The sequence below is a fragment of the Brevibacterium sp. LAARM2_SD2 genome (genome assembly GCF_057364785.1).
In genome coordinates this window covers 102,682-120,696 of the sequence record NZ_JBNFOM010000002.1, presented here as the reverse complement: position 1 = coordinate 120,696, position 18,015 = coordinate 102,682, and the positions used below count along the sequence as shown (strand labels likewise).

The 18,015-nt window shown below is 69.7% G+C and carries 15 protein-coding genes and 2 pseudogenes; 11 read left to right on the top strand and 6 right to left on the bottom strand.

Annotated features, from left to right (window positions below; translation table 11 throughout):
• Positions 1-20: 20 nt before the first annotated feature.
• On the top strand, positions 21-977 hold the full coding sequence (locus AC2W7K_RS01845; RefSeq protein WP_232623598.1) for an FKBP-type peptidyl-prolyl cis-trans isomerase: 957 nt from the start codon (positions 21-23) through the stop codon (positions 975-977).
• A 61-nt stretch (positions 978-1,038) separates the two neighbouring features.
• Positions 1,039-1,412 (top strand): annotated as a pseudogene (locus AC2W7K_RS01840) (FKBP-type peptidyl-prolyl cis-trans isomerase).
• A gap of 12 nt (positions 1,413-1,424) precedes the next feature.
• On the opposite strand, the gene AC2W7K_RS01835 reads toward AC2W7K_RS01840, so the two are convergent.
• On the bottom strand, positions 1,425-2,561 hold the full coding sequence (locus tag AC2W7K_RS01835; protein WP_198498780.1) for a DUF3866 family protein: 1,137 nt from the start codon (positions 2,559-2,561) through the stop codon (positions 1,425-1,427).
• A gap of 51 nt (positions 2,562-2,612) precedes the next feature.
• On the opposite strand from AC2W7K_RS01835, the gene AC2W7K_RS01830 reads away from it, so the two are divergent.
• From AC2W7K_RS01830 to AC2W7K_RS01810, 5 genes and pseudogenes are all read left to right on the top strand, one after another.
• The gene (locus AC2W7K_RS01830; protein WP_232623597.1) at positions 2,613-3,626 is read left to right on the top strand and encodes a helix-turn-helix transcriptional regulator; all 1,014 of its coding nucleotides are present in this window, start codon (positions 2,613-2,615) and stop codon (positions 3,624-3,626) included.
• The gene (locus AC2W7K_RS01825; RefSeq protein ID WP_198498779.1) at positions 3,610-4,497 is read left to right on the top strand and encodes a WYL domain-containing transcriptional regulator; all 888 of its coding nucleotides are present in this window, start codon (positions 3,610-3,612) and stop codon (positions 4,495-4,497) included. The genes AC2W7K_RS01830 and AC2W7K_RS01825 overlap by 17 nt, the downstream gene beginning before the upstream one ends.
• A 74-nt stretch (positions 4,498-4,571) precedes the next feature.
• Positions 4,572-4,853: a Sec-independent protein translocase subunit TatA gene (tatA, locus tag AC2W7K_RS01820; RefSeq protein ID WP_232623596.1), complete on the top strand. Its 282-nt coding sequence runs from the start codon at positions 4,572-4,574 to the stop codon at positions 4,851-4,853.
• A gap of 56 nt (positions 4,854-4,909) precedes the next feature.
• Complete coding sequence (gene tatC, locus AC2W7K_RS01815; RefSeq protein WP_171006939.1) at positions 4,910-5,698, top strand: twin-arginine translocase subunit TatC; 789 nt, start codon at positions 4,910-4,912, stop codon at positions 5,696-5,698.
• A pseudogene (locus AC2W7K_RS01810) lies at positions 5,695-8,384 on the top strand (DEAD/DEAH box helicase). Before tatC ends, AC2W7K_RS01810 begins: the two are co-directional and overlap by 4 nt.
• Positions 8,385-8,438: 54 nt before the next feature.
• Here AC2W7K_RS01810 and secA2 read toward each other — a convergent pair.
• Positions 8,439-10,700, bottom strand: a complete 2,262-nt coding sequence (secA2, locus tag AC2W7K_RS01805; protein WP_198498777.1) for an accessory Sec system translocase SecA2 — start codon at positions 10,698-10,700, stop codon at positions 8,439-8,441.
• 1 nt (position 10,701) lies between these two features.
• Positions 10,702-12,411 carry a 5'-3' exonuclease H3TH domain-containing protein gene (locus tag AC2W7K_RS01800; RefSeq protein ID WP_232623595.1) on the bottom strand — a complete coding sequence of 570 codons (1,710 nt, stop codon included), beginning with the start codon at positions 12,409-12,411 and terminating at the stop codon, positions 10,702-10,704.
• Positions 12,412-12,492: 81 nt separating this feature from the next.
• Between AC2W7K_RS01800 and AC2W7K_RS01795 the strand changes: the two genes are divergently transcribed.
• Positions 12,493-13,491, top strand: a complete 999-nt coding sequence (locus AC2W7K_RS01795) for a hypothetical protein (protein ID WP_486005693.1) — start codon at positions 12,493-12,495, stop codon at positions 13,489-13,491.
• A 207-nt stretch (positions 13,492-13,698) separates the two neighbouring features.
• Positions 13,699-14,442 carry a polyprenol monophosphomannose synthase gene (locus tag AC2W7K_RS01790; RefSeq protein ID WP_198498776.1) on the top strand — a complete coding sequence of 248 codons (744 nt, stop codon included), beginning with the start codon at positions 13,699-13,701 and terminating at the stop codon, positions 14,440-14,442.
• Between the two features lie 77 nt (positions 14,443-14,519).
• Here the strand turns inward: AC2W7K_RS01790 and AC2W7K_RS01785 are convergent, their stop codons facing one another.
• The gene (locus AC2W7K_RS01785) at positions 14,520-14,861 is read right to left on the bottom strand and encodes an RNA polymerase-binding protein RbpA (RefSeq protein WP_009375781.1); all 342 of its coding nucleotides are present in this window, start codon (positions 14,859-14,861) and stop codon (positions 14,520-14,522) included.
• A gap of 82 nt (positions 14,862-14,943) precedes the next feature.
• The gene (locus AC2W7K_RS01780; protein ID WP_198498775.1) at positions 14,944-15,678 is read right to left on the bottom strand and encodes a glycerophosphodiester phosphodiesterase family protein; all 735 of its coding nucleotides are present in this window, start codon (positions 15,676-15,678) and stop codon (positions 14,944-14,946) included.
• Positions 15,679-15,733: 55 nt separating this feature from the next.
• Here AC2W7K_RS01780 and AC2W7K_RS01775 point away from each other — a divergent pair, with 55 nt between their 5' ends.
• Both AC2W7K_RS01775 and AC2W7K_RS01770 read left to right on the top strand, forming a co-directional pair.
• Positions 15,734-16,090, top strand: coding sequence for a hypothetical protein (locus tag AC2W7K_RS01775; protein WP_198498774.1), 357 nt, complete (start codon positions 15,734-15,736; stop codon positions 16,088-16,090).
• A 164-nt stretch (positions 16,091-16,254) separates the two neighbouring features.
• A complete protein-coding gene (locus AC2W7K_RS01770) occupies positions 16,255-17,025 on the top strand; it encodes a septal ring lytic transglycosylase RlpA family protein (RefSeq protein WP_198498773.1) in 771 nt (256 codons plus the stop codon).
• Here the strand turns inward: AC2W7K_RS01770 and AC2W7K_RS01765 are convergent.
• Positions 17,010-18,011, bottom strand: coding sequence for a helix-turn-helix transcriptional regulator (locus AC2W7K_RS01765; protein ID WP_486005692.1), 1,002 nt, complete (start codon positions 18,009-18,011; stop codon positions 17,010-17,012). The genes AC2W7K_RS01770 and AC2W7K_RS01765 overlap by 16 nt on opposite strands.
• Positions 18,012-18,015: the final 4 nt, after the last annotated feature.

Below are 18,015 nucleotides of genomic sequence, written 5' to 3'. Positions count from 1 at the left end.
ATTCCGACGAAAGGAACCACGTGCGCACCACAGTGCTCAGCGCCATCGCGGCAGCCGTGCTGCTGCTCTCGGCCTGCGGGTCGTCCGAGCCCGACGACAGCGGAGCGAGCGCTCCGGCCTCCGTGCCCGCCCAGGACGCGAAGTCGACGAGCCTCGACGACATCACCGTCGACGGCGATCCGGGCGAGAAGCCGACAGTGGAGTTCACCGCCCCGCTCGTCGTCGAATCGACCGAGGCGAAGGTGCTCAGCGAGGGCGACGGCGATCCGGTGGCCGCCGGCGAGCAGGTCACCGCGCAGATGACGCTGGTCTCCGGCGTCACCGGCGAGGTCATCGAGTCGAGCTACGACTCGGGTTCGCCCGCCGGGTTCCCCATGGACAAGTCCCAGATCTCCGAGGACCTCTACACCGCGATCGAGGGCAAGAAGGTCGGCTCCCGGGTGCTCATGACCCTCAACGGCAGCCCCCAGCAGGGTCAGCCGAGCCAGACGCTCATCTACGTCATCGACATCGAGAAGACCTCGCAGCCGCTCACCCGCGCCGAGGGCGAGGAGGCCGACCAGTCCGGCAACCCCGTGACCGTGACGTGGGAGGACAACGGCGAACCGAAGATCACCGCTCCCACCGGCGACAAGCCGAGCGACCTCCAGTCGTTCACGACGATCGAGGGCACCGGCCCCGAGGTCAAGGAGGGCCAGACCGTCGCCGTGAAGTACACCGGATGGCTGTGGGACGACACGTCGCAGCCGTTCGACTCGAACTGGCCCGAGGGCAGCCAGCCGTTCCCCGTCTCCCCGGTGGGTCAGGCCAACGTCATCGACGGCTGGAACGAAGGCCTCATCGGGCACAAGGTCGGCAGCCAGATCGTCCTCGTCATTCCCCCGGACAAGGGGTACGGCTCGGCCGGCAGCCCGCCGAAGATCCCGGAGAACGCGACGCTGATCTTCGTCATCGACATCCTCTCGGCCGACGGCTGAGACGGCACGAGCGCTCGACCGCCCGGTCAGGCGCTGCAGTCCACCACCAAGGAGGAACACCATGGCCAAGCAGAAGCCCGAAGTCGAATTCCCCGGCGGGGAGGCTCCCACGGAGCTCGTCATCGTCGACGACATCATCGGCGACGGCCCCGAGGCGAAGCCCGGGGACACCGTGAGCGTCAACTACGTCGGCGTCGCCCACTCGACGGGCGAGGAGTTCGACGCCTCGTACAACCGCGGCACCCCGCTCGAGTTCCGTCTCGGCTCCGGCATGGTCATCGCCGGCTGGGACCAGGGCATCCAGGGGATGAAGGTCGGCGGCCGCGCACCCTGCAGATCCCCGCGCACCTCGCCTACGGCGATCAGGGTGCCGGCGGGGTCATCAAGCCCGGCGAGTCGCTGATCTTCGTCTGCGACCTCGAAGGCGTCCGCTGAGCCGACGCCGACTCAGGCGGGGGAGACGAGCCCCGCCGCATACCTGCCCGCCGCGGCGGCAGCGAGGAACGCTGCCGCATCGGCGGGCAGTCTGCGTCCCATCGTCGACAGGCCCACGGGGCTGTCCTCCAGGGCCGCCCACAGCCCGGTGAGATCGACGTCGACGAGCTCATGGTCGCGCAGCTGCGGCAGCTGGTCGGCGACCACTTCGGCGATGACCTGCGGGTCGGGATCCATGGCGGCGCGGTCGGTCTCCGGCAGCGTCGCGAAGTCGGGCACCGGCACCCGCACGCCCGGACGGGCCACCTCGGCGAGCGCGGTGAGCGTATGGTGGGAGATCCCGAAATGCCGGCCCCGGGCGTCGGCGTTCGACATCCGCAGCACCCCGACGGGGATGCCGCCGAGGAGGGCGGCGGCGTTGAGGTGCTCGCCGACGACGAGACCGGAGAACCCGTACTTCGTTCCCGTTCCGAGGTTGCCCGGTCCCTGCGCGACGACGGCGATGTCGGCGCCGAGGACGTGCTTGGCCGCGAGCAGGCCGGTGTGGATCGTCACCGCCTCGTGATCAGCACCCCACGACTGACCCGTGCTGATGCTGCCGGCGATCCACCCGGCAGCGGTGAGACCGGCCACGGCCTGGGAGAACGCGGCCGGCAGCGCCGCGCCGTCGGTGAGGATGTAGGCGATGCGCAGCGTCGGATCGACGGCGCGGATGCCGGCGACGATCGCCGGCAGCGCGGAGTGGAGGTCGGCGACGACGACGGGCATGCCGTCGATCGAGTCCGCCGCGGCGAGGGTCTCATGATGCTCCGACTCCTGATCGTCGACGCCGAGGACCATCGTCTGCAGGGGGGAGTAGCGGTCCTTGACGAGATGGCCGGGACCCGGGGCCGGGTCCGCGGGCAGACGGTCGGGCAACGCCACGATGAGGCCGAAGCCGCCGGTGCCGAGCCGCTTCGCGAGCGCGGAGACGTTGAGCAGGACGGTGTCGCCGACCTGCGGCGTGCCGACCGCCTCGGTGTAGGCGATCGCCCTGATCCGGGCCACATCCGTGCCCGGCAGCGGCCGATCGAGGTCGGCGTCGACCTCGGTGAGGCCGGGACGGGAGGAGCGGATGCCTGCGACAGTGCCTGTGCGCCAATGAATCATGGTCCCAACCCTATCGCCCGATCCCTGTGGCGGTGGGTTACGGTGGATGCTGTGAACACACAACGCGCCAGCCGCCAGCGGCAGCAGACCGAGCGGCTGATGAACCTGCTCATCGCCCTGCGGGCGGCCCGCGGCTGGGTGTCCCGGACGACCCTGATGAGCGCCATCGACGGCTACGGCGACCTCGACGACGCCGCCTTCGACCGCAAGTTCTCCCGCGACAAGGAGCTGCTGCGGCACATGGGGATCACGATCGCGACCCGCGGCGAGCACGACGCGTACTCCGATGTCGGGGAGACCGGGTACCGGATCTCCACCGACGACTATGCGATGGGCGATGTCGATCTCACCCCCGCCGAGGCGGCAGCGGTGGCCGTGGCCGCGCGCTTCTGGTCCGACACCGAACTCGGCGCCTCGAGTGCGCAGGCCCTGACGAAGCTGCGGGCGCTCGGCATCGAGCTCACCGCCGGGCAGGGGCTGAGCATCGGCCCGGGGGCGGCGAGCAAACTCGGCAACGTCAACTTCGCCACCGCCCTCCACCACATCAACGCCCGGGAAGCGGTGAGCTTCAAGTACCACAAGCCCGGGCAGAGCCCGCGGAAGGTGCGCCTCGAACCCTACGCCCTGCTCAGCCGCGGGGACCGGGTCTACCTCATCGGCTTCGACCTCGACCGGGGTGCCGAACGCACGTTCCGGCTCACCCGGATCGAGGGGAAGCTCACCAAGCTCGGCGGACGGGAGCCCGGGGACTACGAGATCCCCGCCGACTTCGCGCCCGCGGTCAGCCTCCAGGCGAGCACCGAGATGGCCGTCGTCACCGAGGCGCGGCTGCGCCTCGCCGCCCACCGGGCCGATCCGCTGCGCCGGCGCCGGGTGCGCGAGGACGGCGAGGACATCATCGTCGAGTACTCCGACGCCCAGACGCTCGCCGCCGAGATCGTCGGCTTCGGCGACGCCGTCGAGGTCCGCGGGCCCGCCGAGCTCGTCCGCGCGGTGCAGGCGCGCCGGGAGACGATCGCCGATTCCCTCGACCGCTTGGGAGGTCGCAGTGTCCTCAGCGCGTGAGAGGCTCACCCGGCTGCTCAGCCTCGTGCCCTACCTCGACGCCCACCCCGGCGCCGACCTCGAGGAGACGGCGGCGTACTTCGGCATCGACGCGGCGACCCTCATCGACGACCTCGAGCTCCTCTTCGTCACCGGTCGTCCCGGCCACATGCCCGACGACCTCATCGACGCGACGTGGGACGGCGGGAAGATCTTTATCTCCAACGCCGAGGAGGTCTCCGTCCCCGTGCGCCTGAGCGCCGAGGAGGCCGGTGTCCTCGTCCTCGCCCTCGAGCTCATCGCCGCCCTGCCGGGACTCGACGCCGAGGCGGTGCGCACGGCGGCGGCGAAGCTGCGGGTCGCGGCAGGGGAGAACCTCCACACCCCCGTCGACGTCGATCCCGTCCCCGCCGACGAGGAGCTGATGAGCGCGCTCAAGGGGTTCATCGCCGCCGAGGCGGCCGTCGAGATCGACTACTACGTCGAGTCCCGCGACGAACTGACCACGCGCACCATCGCCCCCACGCGGCTCGTGCCCGGGGCCGACTGGTATCTCGATGCGTGGTGCTACTCCGCGCAGGGCCCGCGCCGCTTCGCCCTGTCCCGGATCCGCGCCTGGACGGAGACCGCGCATCCGCCGATGCACGAGGGTGCCGCCCCCGAGGCGCCGACCGAGGTGACGATGACCCTGACCGCGGCCGGGGCGTGGCTCGCCGACGAGCTCGACGTCCGTGAGCGGACGTACGGCGTCGACGGCGACGGCAGCGTCGAGATCCGTCTCACCGTTCACTCCCGCGACTGGCTGGCCCGGTTCCTCCTCGGCCATGCCGACGTCGTCTCCGCCATCGACGCGCCGGCCGCGGTGGCCGCCGCCCGGGAGCGCCTCGGCTGATCGGCGCGCGCGGATGAAAGGCTCAGCCGCACAGCGTAGAATTGCCAGGAGCAGTCACAAGCCTAGGAGCTCTCATGAACTTAAGCCCCATGCACATCGCCGTGGTGGTCATCGTCATCATCCTCATCTTCGGTGCTCCCAAGCTGCCGATGCTGGCCAGGAGCCTCGGCCAGTCGCTGAAGATCTTCAAGTCCGAGGTCAAGGACCTCCGCAGCGATGACAACGAAGAGAAGACCACCGAACCGGGTCAGCTGGGACGAGAGTCCGACCAGTCGGCCCCGCGCACCACGCCTGATGCCGCGCCGAACCCGTCCGCGGCGCAGCCGAACCAGGATCCGCAGTCTCGCGAGAAGTGAAATCCCACAGCGAACGGAGCGGCCTGTCCTCACGGAAGAAGAACCCTGAGAAGAAGATGCCCGTCATGGGGCATCTCATCGAACTGCGCAACCGGTTCGTCATCGCGGCCGTCGCCATCCTCCTCGGCGCCATCGGCGGCTGGTTCCTCTACGACCCGGTCCTCGACATCCTCCAGGAGCCGGTGAGGACGATCAACGACTCCACCGGTCGGGTGGCGCAGGTCAACTTCGCCGGCGTCGCCTCGCCGTTCGACATGAAGATCAAGCTCTCGTTCTTCATCGGCCTCTTCATCTCGTGCCCGATCTGGCTCTATCAGGTCTGGGCGTTCGTCGTCCCCGGCCTGACGAAGAAGGAGAAGCGCTACTCGTTCGGGTTCCTCGGCGCCGCCGTCCCGCTCTTCCTCGCGGGCGCCGCGATGGCGTTCTTCGCGCTGCCGAACGCCGTCAAGGCCCTGACCTCGTTCACGCCCTCTGGCGCGACGAACATCATCCCGGCGCAGGACTACCTCAACTTCGTCATGGTCATCATCGTCGTCTTCGGCCTCGCCTTCGTGCTGCCCGTCCTCATGGTCGGACTCAACATGCTCGGCATCCTCTCGGCGACGCGGATCCGCAAGTCCTGGCGCATCATCGTGATGATCACCTTCGTCTTCGCCGCCGTCGCCACCCCCACCCCCGATGCGATGTCGATGTTCTTCCTCGTCATCCCCATGCTCACGCTCTTCTGCCTGGCGTGGGGGATCTGCGTGCTCGGCGACCGCAGACGCAAGCGCAAGCTCGTCGCCCAGGGCGTCTGGGTCGACCCGGACGAACTCGACGACGACGATGAGAAGGGACAGCGATGAACGACTCCCAGAGTCCGGCCGCCGCGTATGCGGAGTTCCGGGCCCGCGCCGAACGCGACCAGACGCCGCTGGGACGGTTCATCGCCCGCACCGACTTCGCCCTCGACGACTTCCAGCTCGAGGCCTGCACCGAACTGCAGGAGGGCAAGGACGTCCTCGTCACCGCGCCCACCGGGGCGGGCAAGACGATCATCGCCGAATTCGCCGTCGACCTCGCGATGGACGAGGGCAAGCGGGTCTTCTACACGACCCCGATCAAGGCCCTGAGCAATCAGAAGTTCGCCGATCTCGTCGCCGTCCACGGGGCGGAGAACGTCGGCCTCCTCACCGGTGACACGTCGATCCGGCGCGATGCGCCGATCATCGTCATGACGACCGAAGTGCTGCGCAACATGCTCTACAACGACCCCGAGGGCCTCGACGACCTCGGCTTCGTCGTCCTCGACGAGGTCCACTACCTCGCCGACCGCTTCCGCGGGCCCGTGTGGGAAGAGGTCATCATCCACCTGCCCGAACGCGTCCAGGTCGTCTCGCTCTCGGCGACGGTGTCGAACGTCGAGGAGTTCGGGGCGTGGCTGCGCGAGGTCCGCGGGCCGACGACGGTGATCTCGACCTCGCACCGTCCGGTGCCGCTGGTCAACCACGCGCTCGTCGGGCACCGCATGTACGACCTCTTCACCCACCACGACTCCGAGCGCATCGATCCCGCCCTCTCCCACGCCACCCGGACGTACGGGGGACCGCGGTCGAAGCGCGAGCGCGGGGCCAAGGCCCGCTTCCGCCGGCCCAGCCGCACGCAGATCGTCGCCTCCCTCGCCGAGGCGGGGATGCTGCCGGCGATCATGTTCATCTTCTCCCGCAACGGCTGCGACGAAGCCGTCGAGCAGTACATCGCCACAGGGGCCGACCTCAACACGCGTGAGGACAAGGTCATCGTCAACGCCGCGCTCGAGCGACTGCGCGACGAACTGCCCGCCGAGGACCTCGGAATCCTCGGCTACCACTCGTTCCGCGAGGGGCTCCTCCTCGGCGTGGCCGCCCACCATGCCGGGATGATCCCGCAGTTCAAGGAACTCGTCGAGGAGCTCTTCTCCGCCGGCGTCATCAAGGTCGTCTTCGCCACGGAGACCCTGGCGCTGGGCATCAACATGCCCGCCCGCACCGTCGTCCTCGAGAAGCTCGTGAAGTTCAACGGCGAAGCCCATGCGTCGATCACCCCGGGGGAGTACACGCAGCTGACCGGCCGCGCCGCCGCCGCGGCATCGACCGGATCGGCCACGCCGTCGTCGTGTGGCATCCGACGATGGACATCAGCGAGGTCGCCGGTCTCGCCTCGAACCGCTCGTACGCGCTGAGCTCGGCGTTCGGTCCGACATACAACATGACGGCGAACCTGCTCTCCCGGATGAGTCCCGCCGACGCGGCGAAGGTGCTCGAGACCTCGTTCGCCCAGTTCCAGGCCGACAAGGCCGTCGTCGGTCTGGCCCGGAAGGTCCGGAAGAACGAAGCGACGATCGCGGCGTACGAGACGTCGATGCAGTGCGACCGCGGCGACTTCGGCGAGTACGCGCGGCTGCGGCAGCAGATCTCCGAGACGGAGAAGCAGGAGACGCGGACGAAGTCGAAGACGAAGCAGCGGGACATCGTCGAATCGCTGACCGCGCTCAAGGTCGGCGATGTCATCACCCTGCCGACGAAGCGCGTCGAGGGCACCGCGGTGATCATCGCCCCGATGAGCTCCCGCGACGGGGTCTCCCGGCTGCCGACGGTGCTCACCGAACAGGGCAAGGTCTGGCATCTGCGTCCCCACGAGGTCACCGAACCGGTCGCCTCGATGGGGCGGATCAAGGTGCCGAAGAAGTTCAATCACCGGCAGGCCGCCGACCGGCGGGTGCTGCTCGGCATCCTCGCCGAGGCGATCGCCGACGGCCGCGTCGACCGTGACGCGCACTGGGTCTCGACCCCGACGGGCACCGGGGTGAGCACGACGGTCGCCGAACTCCAGGCGCGGCTGCGGGCCCATCCCTGCCATGACTGTCCCGACCGCGAGATGCACGCCCGGTGGGCCAATCGCGCGGCGAAGCTGCAGAAGGAGAACGCGTCGCTCATCAAGCGCATCGAGGGACGCACGACCTCGATCGCCCTCGTCTTCGAACGCGTGCAGGAGGTGCTGGCGACGCTCGGGTTCGACCCGGAGCATTCTGACATGCTGCGCCGCATCTACGGGGAGCGCGACCTCCTCGTGGCGCTGACGGTCCGCGCCGGCCTCTGGGACAGGCTCACGGAACCCGAACTCGCGGCCTTCGCCTCGAGCTTCGTCTACCAGGCCCGGCGCAGCGAGAGCTTCCACGCCGAACGCGCCCCCAGCCGCGACCTCAAGGTCGCAGGCGATGAGGCGATCGACCTGTGGAAGGAGCTCTACCGGCTCGAGGAGCAGCACGCGCTGACCCCGACGCCGGAACCCGACCGCGGGCTGTTCACTCCGATGTACCGGTGGACGGAGGGCAAGAACCTCGCCGAGTCCCTGAGGGGCACGGACATCGCCGCCGGCGACTTCGTCCGCTGGGCGAAGCAGACGCTCGACCTCCTCGGACAGCTCACCGAGGTCGTCACCCCGGAGACCGCGGTGCGCATCCGCCGGACCATCGATGCGGTGCGCCGCGGCGTCGTCGCCGACGACTCCTGAGGCGACGACGCGCGAGCCGCCGGCTCGCGTACCCCTGCCTCGCGAGCCGGCGCCTCAGCGGCGGATGCGCTTGACGATGTTCTCGATGTCGGAGCCGAAGGCGTTCTCCGTCGTCAGATAGGTCCACGTCGACGAGGGGCGCTTGAGGCCGTGGGAGGCGAGGTCGATCCCGGTGTCGGTGAACTCCGCTTCCTCGACCGTGGCCTGCGAGTCGTCGAGGACATCGGACCAGAACGAGGAGAACACGCGGATCGACTCCGTGTTGAACGCCTCGTGCGGCTTCTCCTTCGCGAAGGTGCGCAGGTGGATGCCCTCCCGCAGGTCGTTGAGGAACGCGAGATGGTCGACCCACCGGGCGTCGAGGTGGAAGAGGAGCACGGAGCGCAGGCTCTCATCGATGAGGTCGGTCGAATGCTCCTTCTCGAGGTCGGTCACCGTGTCCCCGAGGCGCTCCCTGAGCTCGTCGATGGCCTCGTTGTCCTCCCGCAGCTCCCGGCGGCGGGCGAGGACGAGTTCGCGCTGCTTGGCCATGAGCTCGTTGAACCGCCACGTGTCGCGGTGCAGGGCCGTGTTCTGCCCCTCCGCGACCCGCTGGGCGTGCTCGACGAGGGTGAGGGCCCGCTTCGATTCGATCCATCCGTTCTCATCGCCCTCGGTGACGAAGCGCTGGATCTCCGGGACGCGGGTGAGGAGCTCGTCCTCGAGGCTTGTGAAGAACACCGATGATCCCGGATCCCCCTGCCGTCCGGCACGACCGCGCAGCTGGTCGTCGAGGCGGGAGGAGAGGTAGCGTCCGGCGCCGATGACGAGCAGCCCGCCGGCCTCGGCGACCTCGTCGTCGGCGAGGCGGATGTCGGTGCCGCGCCCGGCCATCTGGGTCGACACGGTCACGGCGCCGGCGCGTCCGGCATCGCCGATGATCGCGGCTTCGGCCGAGTCGTCCTTGGCATTGAGGACGGCGACGTCGACGCCGCGGTCGATGAGGCGGGCGGCCAGGGATTCGCTTTCGGCCACCGAGGAGGTGCCGATGAGCACGGGGCGGCCCTTCGTGTGGTTCTCGACGACCTCCTCGACGATGGCCCGCTCCTTCGACTCCTGATACGTGTAGAGCCGGTCGGGTTCGTCATCGCGGATGACGGGCAGATGCGTGTCGACGGGGACGATCTCGAGTGAGTAGAACTCGCGGAGGTCGTCGCCGACGGCGAGCGCCGTTCCGGTCATCCCGCACACGGTGGCATAGCCGTGGATGAGCTCTTCGACCGTCATCTGGTCGAGGATCTCCCCGCTCTCGGTGGTCACGAGCTTCTCCTTGGCCTCGACGGCGGCCTGGAGGCCGTCGGGCCAGCGCTGGAGTTCGGCGACGCGGCCGCGGGAGGCGGAGATGAGCTTGATCGCTCCGTCGACGACGAGGTAGTCGACGTCGCGTTTGACGAGCGCCTTGGCGTAGAGGGCGAGGTTGACGGCGGCGAGGTCTGCCGCGCCGTCGCCGTAGAGCTCGACCCCGAGTTCGTCCTCGACGCGGGTGACGCCGTCGTCGGTCAGGGACACCGCGCGGCGGTCGGGGCTGATCTCGTAGTCGACGCCCGGGTGGAGGGTCTCGACGAGCGCGGCGATGCGCTCGTTGCCGTCCTCGATGCTCGAGGAGCCGGCGAGGACGAGGGGGACCCTGGCTTCGTCGATGAGGACGGAGTCGGCCTCGTCGACGATGACGACGTCGCGTTCGGCGACCCTGATGTCGTCATCGTCGAGGACGAAGCGGTCGCGCAACACGTCGAAGCCGACCTCGGTGACCGAGGCGTAGAGCACCTCGGCACGGTAGGCGGCGCGGCGCTCGGCGTCGTCCTGGGCAGCGGAGATCGCCGCGGAGGTCACGCCGAGGAGGTCGAAGACCGGCTGCATCCAGCTGCGGTCGCGCACCGCGAGGTAGTCGTTGACGCTGACGACGTGGACCCGGCGGCCCTGGAGCGCGTACCCGGCGGCAGCGAGGGCGCCGACGAGGGTCTTGCCCTCACCGGTGGCCATCTGGACGATGTGGCCCTGGAGGAGACCGACGAGACCGGTCAGCTGCGTGTCGTAGGCGCGTTCGCCGAGGGTGCGTTCGGCGGCTTCGCGGGCGAGTGCGGCGTATCGGATGAGCGTGTCCTTGGCTCCGCCGCTGGCGAAGACCTCACTGGCCGCCTCGGTGAGTTCGGCATCGCTGAGATCGGCGAATTCGGCGCCGGCGGCGTCGATGTCCGCGGTGGCCTTCTCGAACCAGCCGGTGGCCTTCTCGGCCTGCGCGCCCGGGCGGTTGAGCAAACGGGAAAGGAGTCCCAAGTCATCGTCCTGTCTGTTGCGGGGGTCGAGAGTCGATTCTATCCTCGACGGCGATCGGCCATGACCCGTCGACGACCGCCTCGGCGTTGCCCTTGCGGCGCAGGAACGACTGGAGATCCGCGGCCTGAGCGCGCTTCCAGTCCCGCTGGGCGGCCATGATCTGCGGCCCGGTCAGTCCCGCGATCTCCACCGAGCTGTCAGCGATCGCTCGGGAGATGTCCAGGGCGGCGCGCGCGTCGGCGGCCGCGTCGTGGGCGTCGAGGAGGGCGACGTGCCATGCCTCGGCGGTCGCGGTCAGGGTGCGCTTGCCCTTGCGGTACCGGTCGACGTGCCGGTCGATGACGAAGGTGTCGACGATCGCCGGCAGCAGCTCGCTCAGCGTGAGGTCGGGGCGGTGGCGCCGGACCTCGGCGTCGAGGACGCTGAGGTCGTAGACGATGTTGTGTCCGACGACGACGGCGCCCTCGTCGCGGAAGCCGGCGAACGCTGAGCACAGGGCGGTGACGACCTCGACGGCGGGGGAGCCGTTGGCCTGCGCGTACTCCGTGGTGATGCCGTGGACGGCGCGGGCGGACTCGGGGATCTCGATGCCGGGATCGGCCAGCCACATCTCGACGCGGTCGGGGTCCTCGACGAGCGCGGCGGTGACGATGCGCGCGGTCGCCGGTTCGACCCCCGTCGTCTCGAGGTCGAAGCCGATGAGGCGGGCCTGCGGCCACGGCGGCGCGGTGGCAGCACTCGAGGCAGGCCCCGGCGCGGGCACGGCCGCTGTGTCCGCCGCCGGGGCGGCGCCGTCGCGGGCGGCTTCGCTCAGGGCCGCGAGCAGGTTGTCGACGGAGCGGGTGATGTTCTGTCCCGCCGCGGCCGCCGTCACGGCGTCGGCGTCGACCGGGTGGGGCAGCGCCGTGAGATCGAGACCGTGGGCGACGTCGGTCAGGCACGTCATCACGTCGACGGTCTTGAGCAGCGTCTCCTCGGAGTCGACGATCGTCGTCGCCCGCTTCGGGCTCAGACCCCCGTCCTTGACCCCTGCCTTGGCCGCGGAGATGATGCCGGACAGCGAGCCGAAGCTCGTCAGCAGGGTGGCGGCGGTCTTCTCCCCGATGCCCGGCGCGCCCGGCAGCCCGTCGGAGGGGTCGCCGCGCAGCGCGGCGAGCTCACGGTAGCGCAGGCCGGTCGCGACCCCGTAGAGCGCCGGGAGGTCGGCGGCGCCGATGGCCTCCCATTCGCCGCCCTTGCGCGGGCGCAGCACGCTGATGTCGCGCTCGGCGTCGAGGAGGGCGAGCAGGTCCCGGTCGGGGGAGACGATGACGACCGGGGTCGTCGACTCCGCGGCGAGAGTGGCGATGACGTCGTCGGCCTCGGTCCCTTCCACCTCGGCGATGGGAATGCCGGCGGCCGCGAGCACCCGACGCATGATCGGCAGCTGGGCGTCGAGTTCGGGAGGGATCTCCGTGCCGGCCTCGGCGTCCTTGATCCGGGCCGCCTTGTACTCGGGCATGATCCGGGTGCGGAACTCCGGGCGCCAGTCGGCGTCCATCGTCGCGATCACCCGCGCCGAGGAGAAGCGGCGGATCATCTGGGCGATGGCGTCGATGACTCCGCGGACGGCGTTGACCGGCTGGCCCTCGTCGTTGACGATCGAATCCGGCACCGAATAGTAGGCGCGGTAGTAGAGCGCGGGCGTGTCGACGAGTACCAAAGGCTTCACAGTCCCCGACGATACCCGACGGCGCTGACACCGCGACGCCCGATGCGCGCGGTGCGCGGCGGCAGGTGTAGCCTGGCGGCTGTGATCATGTACTACGGCGGAGATGTCTACAGCAGCGTCGATCCCTTCGCGACTGCCCTCGGCAGCGCGGACGGGACCGTGAACTTCATCGGCTCGGACGAGGCGGCACTCGCCCTCGACGCCGAGGCGATCGACCTGGGCGGTGACTTCCTCACGCCCGGGTTCGTCCATGCCGGCCTCCTCCTCGACGAGGCGGCGCCGAGTCCGGCCGCCCTCCATGACGCGGGCATCGCCTACGTCCACGCCCTCGGCGATGAGGCGGGCATTGCGCGCTTCGCGGCCGACGCGCCCGAGGGCCTCACGGTCATCGGCTACCCGGAGCTCGCGGCCGGCGGCAGCCGGGCGTGGCTGCCCGCCGCGGCCCTGGCGGAACTGACGGCCCTGCCCGAGACCTCCCTCTACCTCGTCGTCGCCGACGCTGAGGAGCTCACCGCAGTGCTCACCCGACTCGCCGCGGACCCCGCCCACGCGCAGCGCTGGGGGTACCGTCTGCTCCTCGACTTCACGGTGCCCGCGTCCCTCGTCGATGACATCGGCCGGACCGGTGTCGCACTCACCCTCGACCCGAGCCGCGACCAGCCCCTGGCCGCGCTGCTCTCCGCCGGAGCGCAGGTCTCCTTCGTCTTCGCCCACGAATCGCCGTGGGTGAGCGTGCGCGACGCGGTCATCGGCAGCGACGGGGTCGCGCGCGCGCCGCCGCTTCAACGCCGCCACCCGGTTCGCCCACCGGGCCGCTGGCAACCCCGAGGGCGGAGTGCTCCGTCCCGGTGCCGCCGCCGACTACGTGCGGTGGCGGGTCGAACGCCTCGTCGTCCAGGTCGCCGACCCCCGGGTGGCGGCGTGGAGCACGGATCCGGCCTCCGGCACCCCCGGGCTGCCCGAGCTCGCTCCCGACGTCGCCCTGCCGACACGCGTGAGCTGAGCCGGATTTCAATCCGACACGCCGAGAAGCGGAAAGTTTTCTTCCCCTTGACACTTCGCTCTCACCTGCGGATTTGATCAAAGTCGCAGGTCACAGACATTTTGCAGACTCGGGTCGAGCGATTAGATTCGTCGTTGACGTTCCACCGGTCGTGGAATGGAGCCGACACTCCTGTCAATAGATAACTCACTGTGCGCCGCGGTTGTCCCGTTCGCGCACAGCGTGGTCCGAAGGCGGGGGTGTCGGCTCATTGTTTGCTCCCGGGTGGGCGTAGGGTTGACGCCGTGGTTTCGAAGATTCTGGTAGTCATCCCGACGTACAACGAACGTCTCGCCCTTCCCGTCACCCTTGCGGGGCTGTTCGAGCATCAGCCCGAGGTCGACGTCCTCGTCGTCGACGACGGCTCTCCCGACGGGACGGGGGAGTGGGCCGCTGCGCAGGCGGCCGTCGATGAGCGCGTCCACGTCCTCCACCGCACGGAGAAGGCCGGTCTCGGCATGGCCTACATCGCCGGCTTCACGTGGGCGCTCGAGCGCGACTACGAGATCATCTGCGAATTCGATGCCGACGGGTCGCACCGGCCCCTCGACCTCGGACAGCTCATCGCTCCGGCACTCGCCGGTGCCGCCGACCTCGTCATCGGCTCCCGCTGGGTGCGCGGCGGCGCGATCGTCGACTGGCCCCGGTCCCGCTTCCTCCTCTCGCGAGGGGCCAACCTCTACGTCGACGCGATGATGGGCCTCGGGGTCCGGGACGCCACTGCCGGCTTCCGCGCGTACCGCCGCGAGGTCCTCGAGGCGCTGCAGCTGACCGGGGTCGAATCCCAGGGCTACTGCTTCCAGATCGACATGACGTATCGCACGATCGAGGCCGGCTTCCGCGTGCTCGAGGTCCCGATCGTCTTCGTCGAACGCGAACTCGGGGAGTCGAAGATGAGCTCCTCGATCATCTCGGAGGCGTTCACGAAGGTCGCCGGCTGGGGACTGGCCCGCCGCGGCCGCCAGGTGCGCGCCCTCTTCGGACGCTGAGGGCCCCGGTTCCGTTCGCGAATGCACGAGGGGCGTCGACCTCTCGGTCGACGCCCCTCGTGTCGGGCAGCGGAGTCTCAGCTCTGCGCGGGCACCTCACCGCGGCGAATCGCCAGGCGCTCGTCGAGGAGGACCTGGAGTTCGTCGAAGGACCGGCGCTCGAGGAGCATGTCCCAGTGCGAGCGCACGTGCTTCTCGGGTTCGCCGTCGGGTTCGTTGACGCCGACGCGCACGCCGATGCCGTGGATGCCCGAATCCCACGTCGAGGGGACCTCCGCCTCGATCGAGAACGGAACCTTGAAGCGGGTGCCGTCCTCGCATTCGAATTCGACCATCTGGCGCGGCGCCGGCTCGACGCCCTCCTCCGACTCCAGGCTGCGCGAGCCCAACTGTGTTCCGCGAAGACTGCGTTCGCTCATCTCTTCGACCTTCCGACTCGACTGCAGACGTGCATACGAAAGCAACAGTCTACCGCTTCGGGCTATTCCCCTGCGCGGACGGTCAGCCGAGCGTGCGCTGCGCGAGCGGCACGTCGTCGGTGACGATGGCGTCGACGCCGAGGCCGGCGAGCGTGCGCATGTCGGCTGCCTCATTGATCGTCCACACATGCACCTCGAGGCCGAGCCGGTGGGCGCGGTCGACGAAGTCGCCCGTGACGATCGGCACGCCCTTCCAGCGCATCGGCACCTGGAAGGCGTCGAGGTCGGGGGAGAGCTCGAGCAGACCGCGAGTCGGGAAGCCGGGCAGGGCGCCGAGGAGGAACCGTGCCGTCTCCCCGGTGCCCGCCGAGGTGGCCACCCCGGGCAGGCTCGCCCGCAGCCGGCGCAGCGTGGCATCGGAGAACGACGCCAGGCGCAGGGAGTCCTCGATGCCGCCGAGGCGGACGAAGCGGACCATCGCCGCGATCGACTCCGGAGCCTTGACGTCGATGTTCCACTTCGCACCCGGCAGGGCATCGACGAGATCGCCGAGGCGGGGCAGGCGTCCGCCGTCGACGAGGTCGATGGCGTCGAGCTCGTCGGCCGGCAGGTCCCGGATGAGATGCGGGCAGTCCGCGATGCGCCGCAGATCCGCATCGTGGGCGGCGAAGAGGACGCCGTCGGCGGAGGCGTGGACGTCGGTTTCCATCCAGACGATTCCCGCGTCCCAGGCCGCGGTGAACGCCGTGAGCGTGTTCTCACTCGTGCCGGGCCACAGGCCGCCGCGGTGGGCGATGATCTCAGGCTGGGAATTCATGATCCAATCCTAGAGTCCTGTTGAAATCTCTCCTGGTGTCGACAACGATGGAGGCATGAGCCGAGCACAGGACCCCATCGAACCGGACTTCGTCATCGATTCGACCAAGCGCACCCCCACCGAGCGGGCGCGCACCGCGGCGACCCGCGCCTACGGCGCCGCGAGCAGCGGCGTGAGGAACGTCCGTGAGGCCGCAAAGGGCTCACGCCTCATCGAGGCCGCCGAGTCGTCGGTGAACAGGGCGCTCGGCAGCGTCTCCCATGCGATCGACGACGCCGTGCGCAGCGGCAAGGTCGAACGCGCCTTCGACCGGGCACAGGAGACCGTGACCTCGGGCGCCGACAGCGTCCGCCGACTGGTCACGCGGCGGTCACGGGACACCGGCGATGCCGCCGGGCGCACCCGCGACTGACACCGCCGCAGTGACGGAAGTCTCCTGCGCTCGGGCGGCGATTGCGCGTGCCGCGTTGAAAATGTAACAGTTCGTTAACTAGACTGGCCCCAGGTAACGATCCGATAACTTGGGGCACAGGCTCGCTGAGCGTGTGCCGCGCACTCTCACGCGAAGGACGGACTGTGGGCAAACACTCCTCGACCTCGACGAAGGGCTCGCTCCTCGCCGCACTCAAGCCGGCGAAGAAGCGCACAGGGCGCCACGCACCCGAGGCGAACTCGGCGACCGGAGTCCTCTCCGCCGTCCGGTCGCGCCCCGTGCTCTCGGCCTTCATCGTGCCCGCCGCCGCGACCGCGGCGGTCGTCGGGTCGACGTTCGCGATGGCGCCGAATGCCGCCGGACCCGCGGAGCAGGTCGTCGCGCAGAGCCCGGTCGTCGTCGAGGTTCCCGCTGCCAGCCCGGCCGCCGATGAGAACCTCAAGAAGGCCGAGGAGCAGGCGAAGGCCGAGCCGGAGAAGCTCTCGCTCGAAGCGAAGACGAAGGCACCGGAGCCCAAGCCGTCGGCCTCGAGCGAGAAGTCGTCGACGGCACAGAGCTCCGGATCGAAGTCCTCCGGATCCGACGACTCCGCACCCTCGAAGTCGGGGTCCTCGGCCGGCAGCTCCGGTTCGTGCCCGATGTCCTACTACGGCGGCGGTGACGGCTTCGACGGACAGAAGACCGCGAACGGCGAGACGTTCAACACGAACGAGCTCACCGCCGCGCACAAGAGTCTGCCCTTCGGCTCGAAGGTGAAGATCACGAACAAGGCCAACGGCAAGTCCGTGACCGTGCGCATCAATGACCGCGGCCCCTACAGCGGATCCCGCTGCATCGACCTCTCGAAGGCCGCGATGTCCGCCGTCGGCGGCATCAGCGCCGGGGAGATCCAGGGCACCTACGAAGTCCTCTGACACCGATCGCGCGGCCGGTCACAGCCGGCCGGTCCCTCTGTTGAGTTCGAGAAGCTCGCACGCCCGGCGTGCGAGCTTCTCGCGCACTTCCGCCGGGGAGACGACCTCGACCCCGGGCACGGTGAGCAGCTGCGAGACGGCGACCTCGACCGATTCGAGGGCGATGTCGACCTCGATGCGGCCCACCCCGTCGGCCCCGGTGACCGGACGGGCGGCGGCCACCGCCTCGGCGGTGAGGGGACCGGGGACGTGGTGGACGAGATCAGCGCACGCCGTCTGCGGGAGCGGATCCGGACCGGCAGTGTGCGCAGACTCCGGTCGAAGTCGATGCGCGCCTGCTGCCAGTGGTCGGCGAGGTCGAATCCCGTGGGACCGGTCGCCTGCGTCCAGTGCACGCGGACCTCGGAGATCCGCGAGACCCGATACGTCCGGGGCGCGACTCCCGGCGGCTGGGCGACGAGGTACCAGCGCCCGGCCTTGACGACGAGACCCAGCGGAATGACGCTGCGTTGCCGGGTGCCGTCGGCCCGCGCATAGGCGAAGCGGAGACCGCGGCGCTGGCGCAGTGCGGTGGCCACGGTGTTCAGTGCCGGGGGAGCGGCCTCCTCGGCGAACCAGTCGGGACCGTCGACGATGACGGTGCGCGTGAGATCGTCGTGACCGGAAACAGCGGCGATCTTCGCCCGCGCTGTCGCGAGGTCGCCGGAGAGCCCGAGATCAGCGGAGGCGAAGGATCCGAGGAGCACCGAATCGAGTTCGGTGCGGGTGAGGCCCGACAGCGGTGACGTCCACTCGCCGAGGAGGCTCACCCCGCCGCCCGGACCGGACTCCGTGACGATGGGCACGCCCATCCGGGAGAGTTCAGCGAGGTCGCGGTAGATCGTGCGCACCGTGACCTCGAGGCGGGTCGCGAGGTCGCTCGCCGTGAGCGGATGCGACCGCGCCGAGAGCAGCGCGATCTCCGAGACGAGTCGGGCGGCCTTCACGCAG